Below are 21,216 nucleotides of genomic sequence, written 5' to 3'. Positions count from 1 at the left end.
TTATTCTTTCACAGTTTAATGGACGTGTCTAGCATAACATACGGAAAATTTAAAATTCCGTTTCAATTGCGTCAGCTGTTATGAGACACTGTCCGGCTGCCGGATATGCTTAAATCCTCCGGCTGGAGGACCGGGAGAGCGCCGTCATAAATCAGCTGGTTCGTGCCCGCACTCTGCCTGGAAAACACGGGCCCCGGCAGTGCGCAGACCTCCCTCCCCTGTTCAAGCGCAAGCGATGCTGTAATGAGGGACCCGCTGTTTACATCCGCTTCCACCACAAATATTTTATCAGACAGGCCGCTGATAATACGGTTTCTGGACGGAAAGTGCCACTTTCTCGGAGATCTGTCCGGGGGATATTCGCTCAAAAGCAGTCCCGCGGCAGCAATTTTTTTTGCCAGAGCGAGATGCTCCTTCGGATAAATACGGCCAAACCCGGAGCCGAGCACCGCAATAGCTGGGGCTCCCACTGTTAATGCCTGCCGGTGGGCGTATCCGTCCACACCTCTCGCGAGCCCGCTGACAATCTGCACCTGTCCGTGCGGAAGAAATGCTTCCACCGCTGCCTTGCCGTACGAAGTCATGCTCCGGGAGCCGACTACCGCCAGCCGTGGGCTGCCCTGCAGCAGCTCTGTGTTTCCTTTCGTGTAAAGCACCCACGGCGCATCGTAAATTGACTTTAAGGACGACGGATAGCGGTCGTCAAAATATGTAATCCACCCGACGCCCTGTTCCCGGTACCACGCGAGTCGCTGCTGCACGGCAAGCTGAGACAAATATTTTCGCCAGGCATTCAGCTGGGTACTGTTTAAAGGCAGAAGATGAGGGTGCGTAAAAGGGAGAAGCAATTCGTTGTCGCGGCGGAGCAGCTCTGTTACATGCTTCCATTGAAAATGGGGAAATTCGTGGACAGCCAGAAGTCGTTCATTAAAGGAGAGATTTTGCATGAGGATAGTCCTTTCATGGGGGATAATGGTTTTAGGGGGGAAATACGGGAGAGAAAAAGAAAACCTCCGCCTGCCCGAAAGAGGCAGCGGAGGGCGGTTCTTTTATACTTGTGGTTCGTGGGTGAGGCATTTTTCGTGCAGACCGCGTTCTTTCAGAACGTTGATCATCGTATCACCGATTTCTGCCGGTGTCGCTGCTACCTGCACGCCGCTTTCGTTTAACGTTTTAATTTTTTCCTCTGCGGTGCCTTTACCGCCGGAAATAATCGCGCCGGCGTGGCCCATCCGTTTTCCTGGAGGGGCTGTCGCACCGCCTATGAAGCCGACCACTGGCTTGGTCATATTCTGCTTGACCCATTCAGCTGCTTCTTCCTCAGCTGTGCCGCCGATTTCACCAATCATGATCACGGCTTCTGTGTCCGGATCGTCATTAAAGGCCTGCAGCACGTCGGTAAAGCTGGTGCCGTTCACCGGGTCACCGCCGATACCGACAGCTGTCGACTGGCCGATGCCTGCTTTGGTAAGCTGGTCTACCGCTTCATACGTCAGGGTACCCGAACGGGAAACAACACCTACGTGTCCTTTTTTATGAATGTAGCCCGGCATAATGCCGATTTTGCACTCGTCCGGTGTAATAACGCCCGGGCAGTTTGGACCGACAAGGCGGGTGCGCTTGCCTTCCATAAAACGTTTCACTTTAATCATATCAAGAACCGGGATGCCTTCAGTGATGCAGATGGCAAGATCAAGGTCTGCATCCACTGCTTCAATGATCGCGTCCGCTGCAAAAGCAGGCGGAACGTAAATAACCGACACGGTAGCACCGGTTGCTTCCACTGCATCATCAAGCGTGTTGAAAACCGGCACGCCTTCAACTTCGGTGCCGCCTTTACCCGGCGTCACGCCGCCGACGATTTTCGTACCGTACTCTAACGCCTGCTGAGTGTGAAAGAGGCCGGTAGATCCTGTAATTCCCTGAACAACTACTTTTGTATCCTGATTAATATAAATGCTCATAGGTCGATGGTCCCTGCCTTTCTATTGAACTAACGAAACAATTTTTTGCGCACCGTCTGCCATAGAGTCCGCTGCTGTAATATTCAATCCGGATTTTTCCAGAATTTCTTTGCCTTTTTCTACGTTCGTGCCTTCCAAACGTACAACAAGCGGAATCTCCAGTCCAGTCTGCTTCGTAGCTTCCACTACCCCGTCAGCGATGACGTCGCACTTCATGATTCCACCGAAGATGTTAACGTAAATGCCTTTAACAGCGTCATCTTCAAGGATAATTTTAAATGCTTCCGTTACTTTTTCAGCCGTCGCACCGCCGCCAACATCCAGGAAGTTCGCCGGATCGCCGCTGTAGTGCTTAATGATATCCATCGTAGCCATCGCAAGACCGGCACCATTGACCATGCAGCCGATATTGCCATCGAGGGCAATGTAGCTTAAGTCATATTTGGAAGCTTCGATCTCCTTTGGATCCTCTTCATCGAGGTCACGGTAATCAAGTATTTCTTTTTGACGGTAAAGTGCGTTTGAATCGAAATTGAATTTCGCATCAAGTGCCATTACTTTTCCGTCCCCGGTCGTTACGAGCGGGTTGATTTCTGCAATGGAGCAGTCGTTGTCGATAAATACTTTGGACAGGCCAAGCATGAACTTCACTGCTTCTTTCAGAAGGTCTGTCGGTATATTCATGTTAAATGCCATACGACGGGCCTGATAAGGCTGCATACCGATAGCTGGATCAATGTATTCGCGGAAGATTTTTTCCGGATTTTCTTCAGCTACTTCTTCGATTTCTGTTCCGCCTTCTTCAGATCCCATCATCACAATGCGGGACGATACACGGTCGAGCACAACACCTAAGTAGTATTCCTTCTTGATGTCGCTTCCCTCTTCGATGTAAAGACGCTTCACTTCTTTACCTTCCGGACCGGTCTGGTGGGTAACCAGTGTTTTGCCAAGGATTTCGTCAGCATATTTGCGGACGTCATCGAGGTTTTTAGCGAGCTTCACCCCGCCGGCTTTCCCTCTTCCACCTGCGTGGATCTGGGCTTTTACCACTGTTACGTCAGAACCCAGTTCTTTTGCGGCTGCCTCTGCTTCATCTACCGTAAATGCAACTTTTCCGTTAGGGACTGCCACTCCGTATTTACGAAGGAGCTCTTTTCCCTGGTACTCATGAATATTCATGCTTTTTCCCCCTCACCGTTACAATACGAATCCTTCTATCGACTGTGTAAGTGATTACAAAATCGAATCTGGGCAGAACGAAAGCCTCTAAATGGCCTCGCTCTCTCCCACACATCCTTTATCGTATAGAAATTTAGAAAAAAATTCAACATTTCCGTGAAAGTTTCTGCTGCGCGGTTTAGTTTTCATTTTTACCGGCCGTTTTTTTATCCATCCGGTAGATAAAGGCGAAGATTTCCGCCACCACTTCATACAGCTCTTCCGGAATTTCTTCATTCCATTCAAGCTCATGAAGCATATGTACAAGCCCGGCATCTTTATGCACCGGCACGTCCTGTTCAGCGGCCGCTTCGATAATCCGTTCCGCGGTCCATCCCCGCCCCTTCGCTTTGACGGCCGGCGCCTGCGAGGTGCCCTGCTTATAATTAAGTGCCACTGCTTTTTTTGTGGTCCAGTTCTGGTTGGAGGTCATATCCGAATATCAAATGCTCCTTTCAGTCCGGGCTTCCGGCCGTGCGGCCGCTCCGCAGGCGCCGGATCTTCATGCCACTGAAGCGACACCAGCTGATAGTTTAACGAAGCCATCGCCGTTTTCAGCATGGGCTGAAAAAGATGCAGCGGCTGCTCCGGGCGCGGGTTTTCACTGCTGATATTTACCGTCACGTTTCGTTTATAAATCTGCACATCAGCGATTAAAACGCCGAGCCGGTCCATCTCAAGCTGAAATAAAATATGGCACGTATCCGGATCGAGCTTTCCGTCTTCGGTACGTTTTCCCTCCCAGTGAACAACAGCATCCGAAAGCATTTCCCCCACTTCGCCGGAAGATGGGAGAGCTGCTGCAGCCAGGCCTCCTGCTCGGTCTGCTGCATGAGCTGCTGACCGGCCACATGGGCGACGGTTCGTTCATGCTGGGGTGAGAGTTCAGTTCTCGACATAATATGCGCCTGAGCCTGCTCTAAATGCCTGTAAGACGTCTGCATTGCTTCTTTGCTCCCGCTTTCCGCCCAGGAGGACCAGCTCGCACTGCCGGTGTAGCTTTTGAGCCATTCCACCATCTGCGGCGTATTGGCAAGCACCGTCACGGCTTCCGGGACCAGCGTGTGCCAGGCTCTCATCAGAGCCTTTGCGCTCAGCTGCGGCGAACTGCCCGCCTGCTGGATCGTCTGGTGCAGCTTTGCCGCATCTTCCACCTGGGACTGAAGCCATTTTTCCACGGACCCGCTGCTTTCGGCCCCCCGACCGACATGCTGCAGAAAAGCTTTAGCGTTCAATGGAGGCTGAAGGCCCGCAAATAACCGGTGGATCAGCTGGGCAGCCTGGCCGTTTTTGTCAACGACAGCCGCCGCGGCTGCCGCAGCGAACAGCTGCATCGGCTTTGTCGGGGCCTCGATGCCCCCTTTAAAGCTTCCCGGGGTGAGCACGGCACTGCTGATGGACTGATGAACGGGGTCAGACATATTATGCCGGGCAAGCAGCACGGTTAAATCCTGTGCCGGCGACGGGCCGTGCAGCACCTGATGAATGCTTTGAAAGATCGATGTTTTTAATGGGGCACCTGCGCCGAGCATCCATTGAATCGTCTGCATGCCCTGCTTGTTTACGGCGCCCTCCCCTTTTAGCAGCTGCACACTTTTTTGCAGTGCTTCTCTCGTTACAGGCAGCTGCATCTGTTCGAATATGCGGAATATGTACTGCTCCTGCTTTCCGGACGGAAGGCCGAGCTGCTTCAGGAGCGCCTGGCCTTTATCCCCGGAAGGGGCGGCAGACCCGTTTGCTGCCACCTGCCATACCTACCGTCCGTGTTCATTTTTCACCTGAAAATAATATGATTTGCCGGTTTCAACCGGTGCCTCCAGGGAAGCGTGATAGACTCTCCCGTTCACGGTAACCGCCGCCCGCTGACCGGGGTACAGCTGTTTGACGGTGCCTTTAATGATCTGTCCGGCTCTAATTTCTTCATTTCCAGCTTGCCCTGTACGGTTTCCGGCATACGCGGACGGCAGCGACAGCTTCATCGATTTTCTCTCCTTTTACGGACGACGATACCCGGCTACCGGCTGAAATGAATACCGGTGTATGGCACACCCGCCAAGACGCTTTAGGCCGTCCAGGTGATTCTGAGTACCGTATCCCTTGTTGCTGGCAAAATCATAGTCCGGATAGAGCGTATGATAATACTGCATATAACGGTCCCGTTCCACCTTAGCCAGAATAGAGGCAGCCGCAATCGACACGCTCCGGCTGTCTCCCTGCACCAGCGACTGCTGTTCAATATGTAATGGAAGGGTCATCGCATCTACCAGCAGGACATCCGGAGCAGGCTTAAGATCCGCCACTGCTGTCCGCATAGCTTTTTTAGTTGCCTGGTAAATATTCAGACGATCAATTTCGTCCGCCTCGATATGAACAACGCTCCAGGCGATTGCCACCTCTTTGATTTTTGTTTCGAGCTCTTCGCGTTTTTTGGCGGAGAGCATTTTGGAGTCATTCACTTCCACCAGGCTGACGTCCTTTGGCAGCACCACAGCAGCCGTAGTCACTGGCCCGGCCAGCGGCCCGCGCCCGACTTCGTCTACTCCAGCCACCGCCTTGAAACCCCGGTCCCAATAGTCCTGTTCAAACGAAAGCCGGCGGCGGAAATCCTCGTACTTTTCCTGCTTCTGCTGTTGCCGTTTGGCGTACCGCTGCAGCTCCTTCTGGACGCCGGCCCGTGAGTCCTCCTTCCAGGCCTCTAGAAGCTCTGCCTCCGGCTCCTCCTGCGTCTGCAAATACTCCTTTACAGCTGTTATCGTCCATTTCTCCAATATTTTCACCTCTGCTGCTCAATTATTCGCTTACTTCGTCGTCCGGGCGTTCGAGACTGATGCGGCCGAGCTGCCCGCCGCGGAACTCGCGCACGACCATTTCACCTGCTTTTTCGTAATCGATTTCCGCTCCTGAAAGCAGTGCTCCCCGTTTACGGCCGATGTCTTCAAACCATTCCAGCGACGTTTCTCTCGGCTTATCCTCAAGGCCAAAGCGCTGAAGCAGCTTTTCGGGATAATACTCCTGGCAGATACCGATAATAAAATAAGCAATATCCTGCAGATCCAGCAGCTCGTCCTTGATGGCGCCTGTAGCTGCAAGACGTTCCCCAACGTAAGGGTCTTCGAACTTCGGCCAGAGAATGCCCGGGGTGTCGAGCAGATCCATTTCCTTGCCCATTTTCAGCCACTGCTGGTTTTTTGTAATTCCCGGACGGTCGCCGATTTTAGCCGTTTTTTTTCCGATCCACTGATTGATGAGCGTCGACTTGCCGACGTTCGGGATGCCGATAATCATTGCCCGTATAGCTCTTGGCTTAATGCCTTTTCTTTTCCACCTGGCCTGGAGCCGTTCCGTCTGCTGAAGTGCCGCTTCCTTAATCACATGCAGGCCCTTCTTATGCTTGGAATCCACGTCTACCGCCTCAATTCCCTGATCGCGGTAATACTGCTTCCATTCCTCGGTTACTTTCGGATCGGCCAGGTCGGCCTTGGTTAATACGATCACCGATGGCTTATCCTGAATAATCGTTTCAAGCAGAGGGTTCCGCGAGGACCGGGGGATTCTTGCATCTGCGAGCTCGATAACCACATCCACCTGCTTCAGCTTGCTCTGCACTTCCTTTTGCGCTTTGTCCATATGTCCGGGATACCATTGAATGTCCATACCTCTGCCTCCTTTCAAATTAAAATGGCGATGGCCACATGTGATTGAGCGGCCAGAACGTTATGACCGCCTCCCCGACGATCTCCTCTTCCTCTACGAGTCCGATGGCCCGGGAGTCATAGCTGTTTGGCCGGTTGTCCCCCATGACAAAAACTTCTCCTTCGGGAATACGGCTGCGGCCTGTTTTCTCCTCCAGCGTAAAATCGGTGGTCGCCGGGGGCGGCCCTGCTGCCAGGGTCTGTTTATCAAGAAACGGCTCATCCACCTGTTCCCCGTTAATAAAAAGCTTATCATTCCTGTATTCAAGCGTATCACCCGGCAGTCCGATGATCCGTTTAATATAATCATCTTTATCATTGGCGTGGAAAACGACCACATCAAAACGGTCCCACTCGTGCAGCCATTTGCTTGTTTTATTCAACAGCATCCGGTCCTCATCATGAATGGTCGGCTCCATCGATTCGCCCTTCACAACGACTGGAGCTACAAACAGCCAGCGTGCTGCCAATGCCATAAGTAATGCAATCATAATTACTGTCAGAAGATGCAGCCAATTGATGGGAAAGCGGCGTTCATTCATGCGGTCGATTCCTTTCTATATATAGTTTATCCGTATGAAAAAAGCTGCAGACGGAATACTCCGCTGCAGCTTTTTTTCCTGTGTCTTATCGAAGTTCTTTGATACGCGCAGCTTTTCCACGCAGGTTACGGAGATAGTACAATCTAGCTTGACGTACTTTACCGCGGCGTTTCACTTCAATCTTATCGATTCTTGGGGAATGAAGCGGAAGAGTTCTCTCCACGCCAATTCCGTAGGAAACCTTACGCACGGTGAAAGACTCGCTGATGCCTCCGCCGCGACGTTTAATAACGACGCCCTGAAACACCTGTACACGTTCACGGGAGCCCTCGACAACTTTCAAGTGCACTGCTACAGTGTCACCTGGGCGAAAGTCCGGGAGATCCGATTTTAACTGTTCCTTCGTTATGTCGCGAATAAGTTGTTGCATTTGTATTCGCCTCCTTCTCTCGCATGCTCTTGTCCACGATGAAAACAGCGGAGCACCGTAATTGATGACTATTTAGTCACAAAATGAATCATAGCACATTCCACGGGCGGAATCAACCGCCGGATTTACGTCTGATCGGTATATTTTTCCCAAAGATCCGGCCGGCGTTCTTTTGTCCTTTTGATTGCCTGGTTTTGCCGCCATTCAGCGATTTTTCCATGGTCACCGGACAGCAGAATGTCCGGCACTGTCATGCCGCGGAAGTCCGCCGGACGGGTATACTGCGGATACTCCAGCAGCCCGTTTTCAAACGAGTCCGTATGGGCGGATTGTTCATTGCCGAGCACTCCGGGCAAAAGGCGCGTAATGCTGTCTGCCATAACCATCGCACCAAGCTCACCACCGGTCAGCACAAAATCGCCGATCGAGTATTCATCCGTAATTAAATGCTCGCGGATCCGTTCGTCATAGCCTTCATAATGACCGCATATAAACATCAGCCGGTCCTCGCCGGCAAGCTCCCGGGCGTCCTCCTGCTTAAACGGCTTTCCCTGCGGGCAGAGAAGAATGACGCGGTCCGGCGGAGCCTCACCTGCGCTTTTGACCTGGGCGGCAGCGTCAAATACCGGCTGCGGCTTTAATACGAGACCGGCGCCCCCGCCGTACGGGTAGTCATCCACCTTGTTATGCTTGTCGTCTGTATAGTCCCTTATGTCATGGGTATGAAAGGAGACGTGTCCTCTTTCAGCGGCACGGGCAAGAATGGAGTGGCTGAACACACTTTCAAACATACCCGGAAACAGGGTTAAAAAATCCATTCTCATTCCGGCAGCATTCCCTTCATTACCCTTACGGTAATACGTTTTTCGGCGACGTCCACATGCTGAACGACTTCTTCAATATAAGGAAGCAGAATGTCCTGCCGCCCTTCTGCCGGCTCCACCACCCACACGTCATTGGCTCCCGGGGTCAGGATCTCTTTCACGTAACCGAGATGGGTGCCTTCTTCCGTATAGACGTCTGCATCAATAATTTCATGAAAATAATATTCCGTTTCTTCAAGCGGTGCAAGCGCTGTTTCCGGTACAAAAAGCGCCGCATTTTTCATCCAGTCCACATCATCAATTGAGTTAAATCCTTCAAATGTGAGCAGAATAAACTGCTTATGCGGCCGGGAGCTTTTTATGACCAGCGGTTCATAGCCGGTTTCTGCCTCCGGCTTCTCCACGTATACCTCCTGCCCGGGCTGAAAACGGTCCTCCTCAAAGTCGCTGACAGATTTTACCCTGACCTCTCCCCGTACACCGTGCGTATTTACAATTGTGCCTACATTAAACCATTCCATCTTCGTCACTCGCTTTGTGTTTTGATCTGATTTCTTTTACAATGCCCTCTTCCACAACAATGGTACCCCAGTGCTCGCCCTCATGCCACGCGCTCCCCACCTCGATATCAAACATCACTTCCGTCGTGCCAAATGAAAGCTCCGAGCCGATCGGAAGATGCTCGAGCTGGTTCTGCAAAAAATAAAGCTGCTGCAGCTCCTCTTTTCGTTTTTCAATTTCCTTGCTGAATTTATCCATGGCCGACCAACGGCCGTTCTCAGTCTCCCGTTCCTTGTTCTGCTTTTGTTTTTGAAAACGAAGCTGTTCCGTTTCCTCCAGCAGCCGGGATTTCTGCTGCTCGTATTTTTCCTGCAGCTCCTCTTTCAATGTTTCCGTCAGAATATGGTGAACCTTCATTTTTTTCATTACACGCACTTTATCACCTCTTCAAAGGCCCCGAAGCGGCAGCTAAGCAGGGAGCTATTTTTGATCGTTCAACAGGGTAAGACGGACGTTTTTCCCTTCAGCCGAGGCTTTCGCCTGCAGGAGTGTCCTCACCGCCTGAATCGTTTTGCCCTGTCTGCCAATCACTTTTCCCGCGTCCTCCGGATGAACTCTCACTTCAATAAGCACCCGTCCGTTTTCTTCCGATTCCGTCATATTTATATCATCCGGATAATCCACAATCCGCTCCAATATTATGTAGGCAAAAGATTTCATCCACTCATCCTTTCCTGATATGTATTATTTTATCACAAACAAGAGCGCCCCGGGTCTTTCTCCGCAGGCAGAGGATATACAGGCACGCCGCTGCATAAAAAAAGACCGTCTCTCCCTCTTCATTCCGTAAGGAAATGACGGGCAAAGACGATCTTTTCAGCTTATTACTTTGCGTGCTTTTCGTTGTGCAGACGGGTCATAAGACCTTCCTGCGAAAACAGGTTACGAACAGTATCCGATGGTTTAGCACCCTCGAGCATCCACTTAAGAGCCTTCTCTTCGTTCACGTGGAACTCGGCAGGGTTAGTCAGCGGGTTGTACGTACCGATTTCTTCGATAAAACGTCCATCACGTGGTGCCCGGGAATCCGCTACTACCAAACGGTAGAAAGGACGCTTGTTCGAGCCCATACGCTTTAATCTGATGCGCGTTGCCATATGCAAACACCTCCATTTTTTTCTCACATTTGCTTATTATAATAGCTTCTTTGCGTGCTGTAAAGTGTTTTTCCTTGCCATATAAAAATTTTACATGAATGGCATCGAGAAATTGCCTTTTTTCTTGCCCTTCTGCTGCGAAGTCATCTGCTTCATCATCTTTTTCATGTCTTCAAACTGCTTGAGCAGACGGTTTACGTCCTGGATCGTCGTGCCGCTTCCTTTGGCAATCCGGCGCTTGCGGCTTGCGTTCATCAAAGACGGCTGCTGGCGTTCCTCTCTGGTCATGGAACGAACGATTGCCTCCACCCTCGTAATCTGATTGTCATCCATCTGGGCATTTTTAAGGCCTTTCATTTTGCCGGCGCCCGGGATCATGCTCATAATATCTTCCATCGATCCCATGTTACGCACCTGGCCGAGCTGTTCGAGAAAGTCGTCAAACGTCAGATCCTGCGACCGCATTTTCTTCTCAAGCTCTTTGGCCTTGTCTTCATCTACATTGGTTTGTGCTTTTTCAATCAGGGAGAGCATATCGCCCATGCCGAGAATCCTTGAAGCCATCCGTTCCGGGTGAAACGGTTCAATGGCGTCAATTTTCTCGCCGGTACCGGCAAATTTGATCGGTTTATCCGTCACCGATTTAACCGACAGCGCTGCCCCGCCGCGGGTGTCCCCGTCAAGCTTCGTCAGCGTCACGCCGGTAATGCCGAGCTGTTCGTTAAAGCTTTCTGCCACGTTGACAGCGTCCTGCCCGGTCATCGAGTCCACCACGAGCATGATCTCATCCGGATTGACTGCTTCTTTCATACGCTGCAGCTCGTCCATCAAAGAATCATCCACGTGCAGACGGCCTGCTGTATCAATAAACAGATAATCGTAATGCTCTTCTTTAGCTTTTTCGAGCGACTGTTTGGCAATATCAACCGGGTCCGCTTCGGTTCCGAGAGAGAAGACGGGCATGTTCAGCTGCCGGCCGAGCGTCTCGAGCTGATCAATCGCTGCCGGACGGTAGACGTCCGCTGCCGCCATCAGGGGCTGGCGGTTTTTGTTTTTCCGTAAATAATTCGCAATTTTCGCGGACGTCGTCGTTTTCCCGGCGCCCTGCAGTCCGACCATCATTACGACCGTCGGGCCTTTAGTCGCTTTTGCAATTTCCGCCTGCTCGCCGCCCATCAGCTGGGTCAGCTCTTCGTTGACCACCTTGACCACCTGCTGGCCGGGCGTTAAGCTTTTCATCACTTCCTGTCCGGTCGCGCGATCTTTCACGCTGTTAACGAACTGCTTTACGACTTTGTAGTTGACGTCTGCTTCAAGCAGCGCGAGCCGTACTTCGCGCATCATTGCTTTAACGTCTTCATCCGTAACTTTCCCACGGCTCTTCATATGGTCAAACGTGGACTGCAGACGTTCGCCTAATCCTTCAAATGCCATTACGAGACCCCTTCCTCTTCTAAATTTTCCAGCGTTTCTACCGCTTCAAGCAGCTGCGTCCTTTCCGGGAAATCGTCCGGGGCCAGCACCTTTAACTGCTCGTACAGCGCCATGCGCTCCTGGTATTTTTTATATAATCCAAGCTTTTCTTCGTATTCCTCAAGCATCGTCTCGGTACGCCGGATATTGTCGTACACTGCCTGGCGGCTGACGTTAAATTCCTCCGAAATTTCACCCAGCGAAAAGTCGTCTAAATAATACCTTTCCAAATAGAGCCGCTGCTTGTTTGTCAGCAGCGGCTGGTAAAAATCAAACAGTGAATTCATCCGAACTGTTTTTTCGAGCATGCATACCACCTCTGGCGTTAAGTGCAATTACTTTACAGTTCATCTTACGAACCACAGCGGTTCTTGTCAAGAAATTGCATAGCCGGATGCTACCGCTCCTCTGCATCGGCCGGCGTCTGTTCAATCATGTCCTTGAACAGCCCGTAAACGAAATCCTCCGCTTCGAAAGGCTGCAGATCATCCAGCTTTTCCCCGAGTCCGACCATTTTTACCGGAATGTTCAATTCGTTGCGGATCGCCATTACAATGCCGCCCTTCGCGGTCCCGTCGAGCTTCGTCAGGATGATGCCGGAAACCTCCGTTGCCTCACGGAAGGTTTTAGCCTGGCTCATGGCATTCTGGCCGGTGGTGGCGTCCAGTACGAGAAGCACTTCGTGAGGCGCCTCGGGAATTTCCCGCGTAATTACACGCTTTACTTTCGCAAGCTCATTCATTAGATTGACCTTGTTCTGCAGACGGCCAGCCGTATCGCAGAGAAGCACATCTGCCTGTCTCGATTTTGCTGACTTGATCGCATCATAAATGACCGCCGCCGGGTCACTGCCGGCCTGCTGCTTGATAACGTCCACTCCGGCACGCTCTCCCCAGCCCTCAAGCTGCTCAATTGCCCCGGCACGAAACGTGTCCCCGGCTGCGAGAACAACTTTTTTTCCTTCTGCTTTCATTTGATGGGCCATTTTCCCGATCGTGGTCGTTTTCCCTACGCCGTTCACGCCAACAAAAAGCATGACAGTCATTCCGTCCGGATTCATGTTCAGCTTGGAATCTTCTCCGGTGCGGTCCAGCTTTTCCGCCATTTTTTCCGTGATCAGCGGAGTGAGCTTTTCCGTCGTCCGGATATTTTTCAGGAGCGATTCGTTTCGCAGTTCGTCGATGATTTCCATCACGGTTTCCACCCCGACGTCTGAGCTGATCAAAATTTCTTCTAGTTCTTCAAAGAAATCTTCATTTACTTCGCGGTACTGGGCGAACAATTCATTCATCGCTTCGGAAAACGACGACCTTGTTTTTGCCAGCCCTTCACGGAAACGGCTCGAAAGCGAGACGCGCCGTTCTTCTTCGGGCTCTTCTTTGCCTGTGTCCTGTGCTTCCTGCTTCGCTTCTTCTCTGGCTTCTTCTTCCGCTGCTTCCCCGGCCATTCGTTTTTTTAATCGTTGAAAAAGACTCATGCTTTTCACTCCTTACACTTCCAGTAGTTCATCCGCTTCTTCCAGGCGGACAGATACCATTTTTGATACGCCTGATTCTTCCATTGTAATTCCATAAAGGACGTCGGCTTCCTCCATGGTAGCCTTGCGGTGGCTGATCACAATAAACTGGGTCGTTTCGCTGAACGAGCGCAGGTATTTCGCAAAGCGTACGAGGTTCGCTTCATCAAGAGCGGCTTCCACTTCGTCCAGGACGCAGAACGGAGCCGGTTTTACTTTAATAATGGCAAACAGAAGCGCGATGGCTGTCAGCGCCTTCTCCCCACCGGATAGAAGAGACAGGTGCTGCCTTTTTTTGCCTGGCGGCCGGGCGGAAATATCCACTCCCGTATGAAGCAGATTCTCCGGATCCGTAAGCACCAGATCCGCTTCCCCGCCGCCGAACAGCTTCGCAAAGACGTGCTGAAATTCTTCGCGGATCGCATGGTACGTATCGGCAAAGCGCTCCGTCACTTCTGTGTCCATTTCATCGATCACATCCTGCAGCGACTGTCTTGCCTCCATCAGATCCTCCTGCTGGCTGCTTAAAAAGCGGTAACGCTCCGTGACCCGCTCGCATTCTTCAATCGCCCCGAGATTCACAGTTCCGAGCTCTTCGATGCCAAGCTGAAGCAGATGCACCTCGTCTTTTGCCTGCTCCGGGCTTATGGACAGCGTATGCTTCTCTTTCGCCCGTTCAAATGACAATTCATATTCTGACTGCAGGTAGGTGATTTTATTTTCGAGCGTCACATCGAGACGGTTCATGCGCACCGTCGTTTCATGAAGACGGTCCCGGCTCTCCTGAAAGCGGTCATTCTGCACAGAGGCTGTTGCTTCGATTTGTTCTGCGGCGCGGGCTGCACGATTCTTTTGTTCATTCAGCTTCTCCTGCAGCCGCTCAATCTCTTCCTTAGCGGCTTTCGCTTCTTCGACCAATTCATCCCAGTCCTGGCTGCTGTGGTCGTTATTTAAATGCTCATCCCAGGCAACTGCCCGCTCCTTACGCCCGGCGACGGCCTGTTCAAGCTCTTCTTTTTCCCTCTGCAGCCGTTCTTTTTCTTTATGCTGTGCAGAGACGTTTTCCCGGAGTGCTGCCGTCTGCACTTTGGCTTCTGTCTCCTGCTCCCGGAGCTGAGCTTCTTCCTCATCGCGCCTGGAATATTCCTGCTCAAGCGCGTCGATCGATGCTTTCAGCTCTGTGATGGTTTTCTCGACTCTCGTCCGGTTGTCTTCAAGCACCTGCAGACGCTCATCAAGTCGTTTTTTCTCTTCCTCAAGCGAGGAATATTCCCGGTCAAACATGCCGAGCCGGGAATCAAGGCGGTCGTGCTCCTGCTCACTTTTACGGCGCGCTTCCTTTTTCTCCTCAAGCTGTGCGGAATACTCCCGGGCTCTCTGCTGCTTGTCGCTAGCAGCCGCTTTCTGCTTTTTCACAGCCTGCTTCGTATTCTCCACTGTTTTCTCCCAGGCTGCGGTCTTTTCTTCTATTTCCGACAAATTATTTTTTAACTCGCGAAGCTCACGCTGTTTTTCGAGAAGCGTGCCCTTCTGGTTCTGCGTTTTCCCGCCACTCATTGAACCTCCAGGGTTTACGACATCTCCTTCGAGAGTGACGATGCGAATTTTATAGCTGCACGCTGCCGCCAGGCGGTTCGCCGTTTCCAGCTGGTCCACCACAAAAATATGGCCAAGCAGCTGGTCACGGACATGCTCATATCCCTGGCGGACATGCACAAGCTCTCCGGCCGTGCCGACAAAACCGGTAAATGTCTGTGCTTTTTCATAGCTGGACCGGTCGGCCCGTCTCGGACGCACCGTTTCGGAGGGGAGCAGCGTCGCCCGGCCCTTCTGATACTTGCGCAAATACGCGATTGCCTCGCGTGCGTCTTTTTCGGTCTGCGTTACAATATGCTGCAGTGAAGCGCCGAGCGCCGTTTCCATCGCCTCCACATATTCCCCCGGGACATCCATCAGCTCGGCCACCGAGCCGATAATACCTGAAAGCTTTTGTTCCCGGGCCTTTAAAATTTCTTTGGCCCCCTGGTAATAGCCGGCATACTCCTCCTGCATTTCTTCAAGCATACGGATTTTTGATTTTTTTTCATCAACGTACCGGTACGCTTTATACAGCTTGTCCTCCTGCTCTTTTAATTTCTCCTCCAGTCGCTGTTCCTCTTTAGTGGCTGCTTCAGCTTCCGAGCGTGCGTTTTCCGTTTGGCGGGAGAGCGCTTCCTCTTCTTTTTTCTGCTCCTTAACGAGCTGTGCGGAATTCCCGCGCTCTTCAAGAAATGATTGATTGTCCTCTTTCAATGCTTTCATACGACGCTCGAGAGAAGCTTTCTGGTCTGTCACATACCGGGTCTCGTTTCCTACAGACGCCTGTTCGTTGAGTTTTTCAATGTATTCGCTTTTTTCTTCTTCAAGGTCTTTTCCGTTCATTTCCTGGTAGGAGCGCAGCTGCTTTTGAACCGAACGCAGTTCATTCATTCCGCTCGTGAGCGCTTCGTTTTCTTTTTCATACCGTTCTTTTTGCTCCCGGTAAGCGTTTGTTACGCTGCTCAGCTTTGCCTCGTCTTCCTCGAGAGCCTTTTTTTCTGCTTCGAGCTTTTCGGCTGCATGCTTTCCCTGTTCATTTGAAAGGTTACGGTCCCCTTCACGTTTTTCAAGATTTCTGGCCGCTTCCACATAGCCGCTCTGCACCTGCTGGTGGAACCGGGCGAGCAGCGCTTCGAAAGCCCGGGCTTTGCGGGCAGCCGCCTCCGTCTGTTCTTTTTTCTGCTTCCAGCGTCTGTTGTGCTGCTCTTCTTTTTTCTCCTGCTCCTGGGCTGCTTTCCAATCGGAATGCAGCTCTTCAATTTCATGCACGAGCAGAGCCGATTCCAGCGCTTCAAGCTCTTCACGCTTGGCGAGGTAGTCCTTTGCTTCGGAGGCCTGTATCTGCAGCGGCTCCATCTGCTCATTCAATTCATGCAGAATGTCTTTGACCCGGTGCAGGTTCGCCTCGGTTGATTCAAATTTTCTTTCGGCCTCCTGCTTGCGCTGCTTGTATTTCAATACCCCGGAGGCTTCTTCAAACATCGCCCGCCGCTCTTCCGGCCGGCTGTTTAATACCTCTTCGACCCGGCCCTGGCCAATGATCGAAAATGATTCTTTTCCCATGCCGGAATCCATAAACAGATCAATAATATCCCTGCGGCGGCATTTTGTCCGGTTCAGCAGATACTCGCTTTCTCCGGAGCGGTACAAACGGCGTGTCACGCTTATTTCACTGTATTCATATGGAAGGCTTCCGTCTTCATTATCAAGCACGAGCGTGACTTCCGCAATATTCAGTCCACGCCGGGTATCGCTTCCGGAAAATATCACGTCTTCCATACGGGCGCCGCGCAGCGACCGGGCCGACTGTTCTCCGAGCACCCACCGGATGCTGTCGGAAATATTGCTTTTGCCGCTGCCGTTCGGGCCGACGACGGTCGTAATGCCGGGGTTAAAATCAATATGTAAACGGTCGGCAAACGATTTAAACCCTTTAATTTCTATTCGTTTCAGGAACAAAGGTATGCCCCCTCTTATTTTATAGTATGTATGACAGCGCCGGACACTGTCCTCCGCTGTTTATATTTTATCACAACACGCACGCCGGCAGAACTCGACCTAAATCCCCCTTTGTCAAAAGCGGGAAAAACCACTACAATAATATTAACGTTGTCATTAAAATACCGTGGAGGCTTTTAAAGAGATGAACCACGGGTTTTTAAACTGGACGGAGTGGAGGAGAAGAGATTCGCATGAGTTTAGAACAAGCAAGCCGCGATAACCTGGATTACATGATTACTGAGCTGCAGAAAAAGCTGCAGATCGTCAATGTTTCTGTTATGCAGCCAGAGCATTATGATGTCGATCAATACCATGAGATTAAAGAAATCTACGACATGGTGGATTCCAAAAATAATATCAGCGTCAGCGAGATGCAGGCCATCGTTTCCGAGCTTGGCCATCTGCGCAAAGGCTGATCCGCACATTTAAACAACCGCCAGCGTTTGGCGGTTGTTTTTTTAATTTCGTTTATTCGCGGCGCTGCAGCTGTTCAAGGGTAGCCTGGGCTGCCCGCTGCTCCGCTTCTTTTTTTGACCGTCCGCGGCCGTTACCGGCGCGCTCGTCGTTTAAGGAGACCGCCGAATGGAATTCCCTGTTGTGAGCCGGCCCCTGCTCATCGGTGATTTCATAGGAAATCACGCCCAGGTTTTCCTTTTGGACGAATTCCTGCAGCTGGCTTTTGTAATCAGCTGTCACAGAAAACGCCCCTTCGTCGAGCTTAGGAAAGACGAAGCGCTCCAAAAACTGCTCGACGTTTGAAAGTCCCTGATCAAGATACATTGCTCCGACAAACGATTCGAATACGTCTGCGAGCAGCGCGGGCCGGGTGCGGCCACCGGTCATTTCTTCGCCCTTGCCCATCAGGACCACGTTTCCAAATTGCAATTCCTCGGCCAAGCTAGCTAGCGATGCTTCACATACCATTGCCGCGCGGAGTTTTGTCATATCACCTTCCGTCATGGAAGGGAATTCGCGGAACAAATGATTGGAAACCGCCAGCTCCAATACAGCATCGCCGAGAAATTCCAAGCGTTCGTTATCCCTTACGTGCTTCATACGATGTTCATTTACATAGGAAGAGTGCGTGAAAGCCTGTCGCAGCAGCTGCTCGTCTGCAAATGAAACCTGCAGCTCCCGGAGAATGGACTGCATAAGTTCGTGCTGTCTCGCCGTAAATACTGCTTTTTCCCTGGACTGGCTTTTGGACGATGTAGATTTTGGCAAAAATGAACCTCCCTTAAAATAATTTCGGGGTATTACATAGAAAAGCCCAGCCCGCTTGCACAGGACGTGGGCTTGCTTTCTACTACTGCTTCTCTATGTAATTGATTACATCACCGACTGTTTGAATTTTTTCTGCTTCTTCATCAGAAATTTCCAGATCAAATTCGTCTTCCAGTTCCATGACTAATTCTACTACATCCAGAGAATCCGCGCCGAGATCTTCCTTAAAGGTCGCGTCTTTATTGACGTTCGCCTCATCCACCCCGAGGTGGTCTGCAACGATTTTTTTCACACGTTCGAGTGTTTCTGCCATTCCTTTCACCTCCTTTAAAGAATCGTTTCGGCTTCATCCCATTCATTCCACTTCTGATCGCAAATGAAACCGCTGTGTCACCGATATTTTATGGCATTACCATGCCGCCGTCAACATGCAGCGTCTGGCCGGTCATATATTTGGCGCTGTCTGAAGCGAGAAACAACACCGTATTGGCCACGTCTTCCGTCTCCCCGAGCTTTTGAAGCGGAATCTGCTGCATCATCTGCTCCTTCGTGTCTTGTTCGAGTTCGTCGGTCATTTCGGTGGAGATAAATCCCGGCGCGACAGCGTTCACCCGGATATTTCTCGAAGCAAGCTCGCGGGCGAGCGTTTTCGTGAGCCCGACTACTCCGGCTTTTGATGCCGTGTAGTTCGCCTGACCGGAGTTGCCAGTTGTGCCGACGACAGAGGCCATATTGATGATCGTCCCGCCCCGTTTTTTCATCATCGGACGGGCGGCTGCCCGGGATGTTAAGAACACACTTTTTAAATTCGTATCAATGACGTCATCCCACTCGTCTTCTTTCATGCGCATTAACAGATTATCCTTCGTGATACCGGCATTATTTATAAGCACGTCAATACCGCCGAATTCCTCTGTTACCTGCTTGAGCATCTCTTTGACATCCGATTCACTTGAAACGTCAGCCTGAATCACAAGCGTCTTTACGCCGTGTTCCCCGCACTGCGAAGCCGTTTCCTCCGCTTTCTCCCGGCTGCCGGCGTAGTTGATCGCAACGTTTGCTCCCTGAGCGGCAAAGCCGAGGGCGATGGCTTTGCCGATTCCTCTTGACGCTCCGGTTACAAGCACGCTTTGTCCTTCGAAATTCATGACGATGCACTCCTTTTTTCAAGCCATTTATCCAGCGATGCTTCGTCCTGTACGGCATGTACATCCAGGCCGCGGCGCTGAATCCGCCGGATCAGTCCGCTCAGGACATTGCCCGGTCCGATTTCCACAAATTCCGTTACACCGAGGTCAACCAGGCGGCGCACCGAGTCTTCCCAGTGAACCGGGGAGGTTACCTGGGCAATCAGCTGCTGACGGATGGCGGACGGGTCCGAGGTTTCCTTCGCATCCACATTCGCAATGAGCGGACGGCGCGGCCCGCGGATCTCAACGTTTTGCAGAGCCTCCGCCAGCTTTTCCTCTGCCGGCTTCATAAACGAGGAGTGAAAGGGCCCGCTCACCTGCAGCGGCACCACTTTCTTCGCTCCGCGCTCCGGGGCATGCTCCTCCACATAGCGCACGCCTTCCCGGCTCCCGGAGATAACAATCTGGCCGGGAGCATTGAGGTTGGCCAGCTGTACTTTATCAGCGGCTTCTGTCGCTTCATCCGCAAGCTCCTGCAGATCTTCACGCTCCATGCCCATGACTGCAGCCATCGTTCCTTTACCATCGGCATCCGCTTCAGCCATCCATTTTCCCCGTTTGGCCACAACAGCAGCGGCGTCCGCAAATTTGAGCGCGCCATTAGCCACCAGCGCCGAATACTCCCCAAGGCTGTGGCCGGCGGTGTAATCGGCCTGCACGCCCTTTTCCTCCACAAGCGCATGAAGGGCGGAGCTCATCGTGAGCAGTGCCGGCTGCGTGTATTCTGTCTGCGTTAATGTTTCTTCCGGACCGTTAAACATAATATCGGTCAGGCTGTATCCAAGCGCTTCATCTGCTTCCTGAAACACCGTACGGGCCGTCGGAGCGTTGTCATATAACTCTTTTCCCATTCCAACAAACTGGGATCCCTGACCGGGAAAGATAAAAGCCGTTTTTCCCATTATAATGCCTCCTACTCTTCTAAGTGCTTCTGCATAAGGTGTGTCACGTTTTCCTGGGCCATCTGCCGGGCCTGGCGGATCGAGTGATAGACGGAAATATGGTCGGACGACCCATGGCACTTTATCAGCGGCGCCTGCAGACCCACAAGCGTAGCCCCGCCGTAATTGGAGTAATTCATTTTCTCGCGCAGATGCATCAGGCCTGTTTTCATCATGGCAGCAGCCAGCTTTGTCCGCAGACTTGCCATAAATTCTTTTTTCAGCAGGGAAAACAGGGTGGATGCGGTGCCTTCAATGGATTTTAACACGAGGTTTCCAGAGAAGCCGTCGCAGACTGCTACGTCACAGACACCATCGAGCAGATCCCTTGATTCCACGTTTCCGACGAAATTAACCGGAGCATGCTCAAGCATCTCGTACGTCTCTTTCATTAAGTTATTGCCCTTGCCCTTTTCCGTACCGATATTAACAAGTCCGACCCTTGGGCTTTCAACACCCCGTACCAGTTGCATATATGTACTGCCCAAAATTGCGTGCTGGTACAGATGAGTCGCTTTTGCATCCATATTGGCTCCAGCGTCAAGCAGCAGAAAACCGCTGCCGTCCACTGTCGGAAGTGTCGGAGCAAGTGCCGGGCGCTCCACACCGTGTATTCTGCCAATATGCAGGAGACCTGCTGTCATAAAAGCTCCTGTATTGCCGCAGGAAATACCTGCCGCTGCCCGGCCCTCTTTCACTTCCTGTACGGAAAGAACCATCGAGGACTGCTTTTTGCGGCGAATGGCTTTGGTCGGGGACTCGTCCCCGTCAATCACTTCATCGGTATGCAAAATATCAATACGTTCTGTTTTGGATAAATGTTTTTTTATCTGAGGCTCAGAGCCCACCAGTGTAATCTCGATATCTTTAAAAGCTTGAACAGCAGCCATTGCTCCAGCCACCTGGGCTTTAGGAGAATGATCGCCGCCCATTGCATCGACTACAATTCTCATTTTTTAGTC

The 21,216-nt window shown here is 51.7% G+C and carries 26 protein-coding genes; 1 reads left to right on the top strand and 25 read right to left on the bottom strand.

What is annotated here, in order from left to right; translation table 11 throughout:
* Positions 1-71: 71 nt before the first annotated feature.
* The 20 genes from dprA to smc all read right to left on the bottom strand — a co-directional run bounded on the left by dprA (position 72) and on the right by smc (position 16,857).
* Positions 72-947 carry a DNA-processing protein DprA gene (dprA, locus tag ACTTK7_RS01750; protein WP_462865303.1) on the bottom strand — a complete coding sequence of 292 codons (876 nt, stop codon included), beginning with the start codon at positions 945-947 and terminating at the stop codon, positions 72-74.
* A gap of 102 nt (positions 948-1,049) precedes the next feature.
* Complete coding sequence (gene sucD, locus ACTTK7_RS01745) at positions 1,050-1,964, bottom strand: succinate--CoA ligase subunit alpha (RefSeq protein WP_322524654.1); 915 nt, start codon at positions 1,962-1,964, stop codon at positions 1,050-1,052.
* A gap of 21 nt (positions 1,965-1,985) precedes the next feature.
* The gene (gene sucC / locus ACTTK7_RS01740; RefSeq protein WP_022792755.1) at positions 1,986-3,146 is read right to left on the bottom strand and encodes an ADP-forming succinate--CoA ligase subunit beta; all 1,161 of its coding nucleotides are present in this window, start codon (positions 3,144-3,146) and stop codon (positions 1,986-1,988) included.
* Positions 3,147-3,324: 178 nt separating this feature from the next.
* Positions 3,325-3,618 carry an EscU/YscU/HrcU family type III secretion system export apparatus switch protein gene (locus ACTTK7_RS01735; RefSeq protein WP_322524653.1) on the bottom strand — a complete coding sequence of 98 codons (294 nt, stop codon included), beginning with the start codon at positions 3,616-3,618 and terminating at the stop codon, positions 3,325-3,327.
* A complete protein-coding gene (locus ACTTK7_RS01730; protein WP_462865301.1) occupies positions 3,615-3,860 on the bottom strand; it encodes a hypothetical protein in 246 nt (81 codons plus the stop codon). Before ACTTK7_RS01730 ends, ACTTK7_RS01735 begins: the two co-directional genes overlap by 4 nt.
* Entirely contained in the window at positions 3,839-4,930 is a 1,092-nt protein-coding gene (locus ACTTK7_RS01725; protein ID WP_462865300.1) for a hypothetical protein, read from the bottom strand. The genes ACTTK7_RS01730 and ACTTK7_RS01725 overlap by 22 nt, the downstream gene beginning before the upstream one ends.
* A gap of 9 nt (positions 4,931-4,939) precedes the next feature.
* Complete coding sequence (locus tag ACTTK7_RS01720; protein ID WP_462865299.1) at positions 4,940-5,164, bottom strand: hypothetical protein; 225 nt, start codon at positions 5,162-5,164, stop codon at positions 4,940-4,942.
* A 15-nt stretch (positions 5,165-5,179) separates the two neighbouring features.
* Positions 5,180-5,962, bottom strand: coding sequence for a ribonuclease HII (locus ACTTK7_RS01715; protein ID WP_462865298.1), 783 nt, complete (start codon positions 5,960-5,962; stop codon positions 5,180-5,182).
* A gap of 13 nt (positions 5,963-5,975) precedes the next feature.
* The gene (gene ylqF / locus ACTTK7_RS01710) at positions 5,976-6,839 is read right to left on the bottom strand and encodes a ribosome biogenesis GTPase YlqF (RefSeq protein ID WP_462865297.1); all 864 of its coding nucleotides are present in this window, start codon (positions 6,837-6,839) and stop codon (positions 5,976-5,978) included.
* A gap of 19 nt (positions 6,840-6,858) precedes the next feature.
* A complete protein-coding gene (lepB, locus tag ACTTK7_RS01705; RefSeq protein WP_462865296.1) occupies positions 6,859-7,419 on the bottom strand; it encodes a signal peptidase I in 561 nt (186 codons plus the stop codon).
* 85 nt (positions 7,420-7,504) lie between these two features.
* Positions 7,505-7,849 (bottom strand): 50S ribosomal protein L19, encoded by a 345-nt coding sequence (rplS, locus tag ACTTK7_RS01700; RefSeq protein WP_022792749.1) that lies wholly within the window; start codon positions 7,847-7,849, stop codon positions 7,505-7,507.
* Positions 7,850-7,974: 125 nt separating this feature from the next.
* Positions 7,975-8,673, bottom strand: a complete 699-nt coding sequence (gene trmD, locus ACTTK7_RS01695; protein ID WP_462865294.1) for a tRNA (guanosine(37)-N1)-methyltransferase TrmD — start codon at positions 8,671-8,673, stop codon at positions 7,975-7,977.
* Positions 8,670-9,194, bottom strand: coding sequence for a ribosome maturation factor RimM (rimM, locus tag ACTTK7_RS01690; protein WP_462865292.1), 525 nt, complete (start codon positions 9,192-9,194; stop codon positions 8,670-8,672). The genes trmD and rimM overlap by 4 nt, the downstream gene beginning before the upstream one ends.
* On the bottom strand, positions 9,181-9,600 hold the full coding sequence (locus ACTTK7_RS01685; protein ID WP_462865414.1) for a YlqD family protein: 420 nt from the start codon (positions 9,598-9,600) through the stop codon (positions 9,181-9,183). The genes rimM and ACTTK7_RS01685 overlap by 14 nt, the downstream gene beginning before the upstream one ends.
* Before the next feature lie 54 nt (positions 9,601-9,654).
* Positions 9,655-9,894: a KH domain-containing protein gene (locus tag ACTTK7_RS01680; RefSeq protein ID WP_462865291.1), complete on the bottom strand. Its 240-nt coding sequence runs from the start codon at positions 9,892-9,894 to the stop codon at positions 9,655-9,657.
* Positions 9,895-10,058: 164 nt separating this feature from the next.
* The gene (gene rpsP / locus ACTTK7_RS01675; RefSeq protein WP_462865289.1) at positions 10,059-10,331 is read right to left on the bottom strand and encodes a 30S ribosomal protein S16; all 273 of its coding nucleotides are present in this window, start codon (positions 10,329-10,331) and stop codon (positions 10,059-10,061) included.
* A gap of 90 nt (positions 10,332-10,421) precedes the next feature.
* Positions 10,422-11,765 carry a signal recognition particle protein gene (ffh, locus tag ACTTK7_RS01670; RefSeq protein WP_462865287.1) on the bottom strand — a complete coding sequence of 448 codons (1,344 nt, stop codon included), beginning with the start codon at positions 11,763-11,765 and terminating at the stop codon, positions 10,422-10,424.
* Positions 11,765-12,112 (bottom strand): putative DNA-binding protein, encoded by a 348-nt coding sequence (locus ACTTK7_RS01665; RefSeq protein WP_462865285.1) that lies wholly within the window; start codon positions 12,110-12,112, stop codon positions 11,765-11,767. Before ACTTK7_RS01665 ends, ffh begins: the two co-directional genes overlap by 1 nt.
* An 89-nt stretch (positions 12,113-12,201) precedes the next feature.
* Entirely contained in the window at positions 12,202-13,281 is a 1,080-nt protein-coding gene (gene ftsY / locus ACTTK7_RS01660; RefSeq protein WP_462865283.1) for a signal recognition particle-docking protein FtsY, read from the bottom strand.
* A gap of 12 nt (positions 13,282-13,293) precedes the next feature.
* Positions 13,294-16,857, bottom strand: a complete 3,564-nt coding sequence (gene smc, locus ACTTK7_RS01655) for a chromosome segregation protein SMC (RefSeq protein WP_462865281.1) — start codon at positions 16,855-16,857, stop codon at positions 13,294-13,296.
* A 233-nt stretch (positions 16,858-17,090) separates the two neighbouring features.
* On the opposite strand from smc, the gene ACTTK7_RS01650 reads away from it, so the two are divergent.
* Positions 17,091-17,315, top strand: a complete 225-nt coding sequence (locus tag ACTTK7_RS01650; protein ID WP_298784279.1) for a DUF1128 domain-containing protein — start codon at positions 17,091-17,093, stop codon at positions 17,313-17,315.
* Between the two features lie 52 nt (positions 17,316-17,367).
* On the opposite strand, the gene rnc is transcribed toward ACTTK7_RS01650, so the two are convergent.
* From rnc to plsX, 5 genes are all read right to left on the bottom strand, one after another.
* Positions 17,368-18,051, bottom strand: a complete 684-nt coding sequence (gene rnc / locus ACTTK7_RS01645) for a ribonuclease III (protein WP_462865413.1) — start codon at positions 18,049-18,051, stop codon at positions 17,368-17,370.
* 154 nt (positions 18,052-18,205) lie between these two features.
* Positions 18,206-18,436 carry an acyl carrier protein gene (acpP, locus tag ACTTK7_RS01640; RefSeq protein WP_462865279.1) on the bottom strand — a complete coding sequence of 77 codons (231 nt, stop codon included), beginning with the start codon at positions 18,434-18,436 and terminating at the stop codon, positions 18,206-18,208.
* Positions 18,437-18,524: 88 nt separating this feature from the next.
* Positions 18,525-19,271 (bottom strand): 3-oxoacyl-[acyl-carrier-protein] reductase, encoded by a 747-nt coding sequence (fabG, locus tag ACTTK7_RS01635; protein ID WP_462865277.1) that lies wholly within the window; start codon positions 19,269-19,271, stop codon positions 18,525-18,527.
* Positions 19,268-20,215 (bottom strand): ACP S-malonyltransferase, encoded by a 948-nt coding sequence (fabD, locus tag ACTTK7_RS01630; RefSeq protein WP_462865275.1) that lies wholly within the window; start codon positions 20,213-20,215, stop codon positions 19,268-19,270. The genes fabG and fabD overlap by 4 nt, the downstream gene beginning before the upstream one ends.
* Before the next feature lie 11 nt (positions 20,216-20,226).
* Positions 20,227-21,207, bottom strand: a complete 981-nt coding sequence (gene plsX, locus ACTTK7_RS01625) for a phosphate acyltransferase PlsX (RefSeq protein WP_462865273.1) — start codon at positions 21,205-21,207, stop codon at positions 20,227-20,229.
* Positions 21,208-21,216 lie beyond the last annotated feature (9 nt).

Source organism: Marinococcus tarijensis, from assembly GCF_054971385.1.
The sequence above is the reverse complement of the archived record's forward strand: the minus strand, read 5'-3'. Positions and strand labels throughout refer to the sequence as shown.

What these genes read in the sequence shown, in the direction of transcription:
- dprA (WP_462865303.1), bottom strand. Translation starts at nt 947, where the DNA reads ATGCAAAATCTCTCCTTTAATGAACGACTTCTGGCTGTCCACGAATTT.
- sucD (WP_322524654.1), bottom strand. Translation starts at nt 1,964, where the DNA reads ATGAGCATTTATATTAATCAGGATACAAAAGTAGTTGTTCAGGGAATT.
- sucC (WP_022792755.1), bottom strand. Translation starts at nt 3,146, where the DNA reads ATGAATATTCATGAGTACCAGGGAAAAGAGCTCCTTCGTAAATACGGA.
- ACTTK7_RS01735 (WP_322524653.1), bottom strand. Translation starts at nt 3,618, where the DNA reads ATGACCTCCAACCAGAACTGGACCACAAAAAAAGCAGTGGCACTTAAT.
- ACTTK7_RS01730 (WP_462865301.1), bottom strand. Translation starts at nt 3,860, where the DNA reads ATGGACCGGCTCGGCGTTTTAATCGCTGATGTGCAGATTTATAAACGA.
- ACTTK7_RS01720 (WP_462865299.1), bottom strand. Translation starts at nt 5,164, where the DNA reads ATGAAGCTGTCGCTGCCGTCCGCGTATGCCGGAAACCGTACAGGGCAA.
- ylqF (WP_462865297.1), bottom strand. Translation starts at nt 6,839, where the DNA reads ATGGACATTCAATGGTATCCCGGACATATGGACAAAGCGCAAAAGGAA.
- lepB (WP_462865296.1), bottom strand. Translation starts at nt 7,419, where the DNA reads ATGAATGAACGCCGCTTTCCCATCAATTGGCTGCATCTTCTGACAGTA.
- rplS (WP_022792749.1), bottom strand. Translation starts at nt 7,849, where the DNA reads ATGCAACAACTTATTCGCGACATAACGAAGGAACAGTTAAAATCGGAT.
- trmD (WP_462865294.1), bottom strand. Translation starts at nt 8,673, where the DNA reads ATGAGAATGGATTTTTTAACCCTGTTTCCGGGTATGTTTGAAAGTGTG.
- rimM (WP_462865292.1), bottom strand. Translation starts at nt 9,194, where the DNA reads ATGGAATGGTTTAATGTAGGCACAATTGTAAATACGCACGGTGTACGG.
- ACTTK7_RS01685 (WP_462865414.1), bottom strand. Translation starts at nt 9,600, where the DNA reads ATGAAAAAAATGAAGGTTCACCATATTCTGACGGAAACATTGAAAGAG.
- ACTTK7_RS01680 (WP_462865291.1), bottom strand. Translation starts at nt 9,894, where the DNA reads ATGAAATCTTTTGCCTACATAATATTGGAGCGGATTGTGGATTATCCG.
- rpsP (WP_462865289.1), bottom strand. Translation starts at nt 10,331, where the DNA reads ATGGCAACGCGCATCAGATTAAAGCGTATGGGCTCGAACAAGCGTCCT.
- ffh (WP_462865287.1), bottom strand. Translation starts at nt 11,765, where the DNA reads ATGGCATTTGAAGGATTAGGCGAACGTCTGCAGTCCACGTTTGACCAT.
- ACTTK7_RS01665 (WP_462865285.1), bottom strand. Translation starts at nt 12,112, where the DNA reads ATGCTCGAAAAAACAGTTCGGATGAATTCACTGTTTGATTTTTACCAG.
- ftsY (WP_462865283.1), bottom strand. Translation starts at nt 13,281, where the DNA reads ATGAGTCTTTTTCAACGATTAAAAAAACGAATGGCCGGGGAAGCAGCG.
- ACTTK7_RS01650 (WP_298784279.1), top strand. Translation starts at nt 17,091, where the DNA reads ATGAGTTTAGAACAAGCAAGCCGCGATAACCTGGATTACATGATTACT.
- rnc (WP_462865413.1), bottom strand. Translation starts at nt 18,051, where the DNA reads ATGCAGTCCATTCTCCGGGAGCTGCAGGTTTCATTTGCAGACGAGCAG.
- acpP (WP_462865279.1), bottom strand. Translation starts at nt 18,436, where the DNA reads ATGGCAGAAACACTCGAACGTGTGAAAAAAATCGTTGCAGACCACCTC.
- fabG (WP_462865277.1), bottom strand. Translation starts at nt 19,271, where the DNA reads ATGAATTTCGAAGGACAAAGCGTGCTTGTAACCGGAGCGTCAAGAGGA.
- fabD (WP_462865275.1), bottom strand. Translation starts at nt 20,215, where the DNA reads ATGGGAAAAACGGCTTTTATCTTTCCCGGTCAGGGATCCCAGTTTGTT.
- plsX (WP_462865273.1), bottom strand. Translation starts at nt 21,207, where the DNA reads ATGAGAATTGTAGTCGATGCAATGGGCGGCGATCATTCTCCTAAAGCC.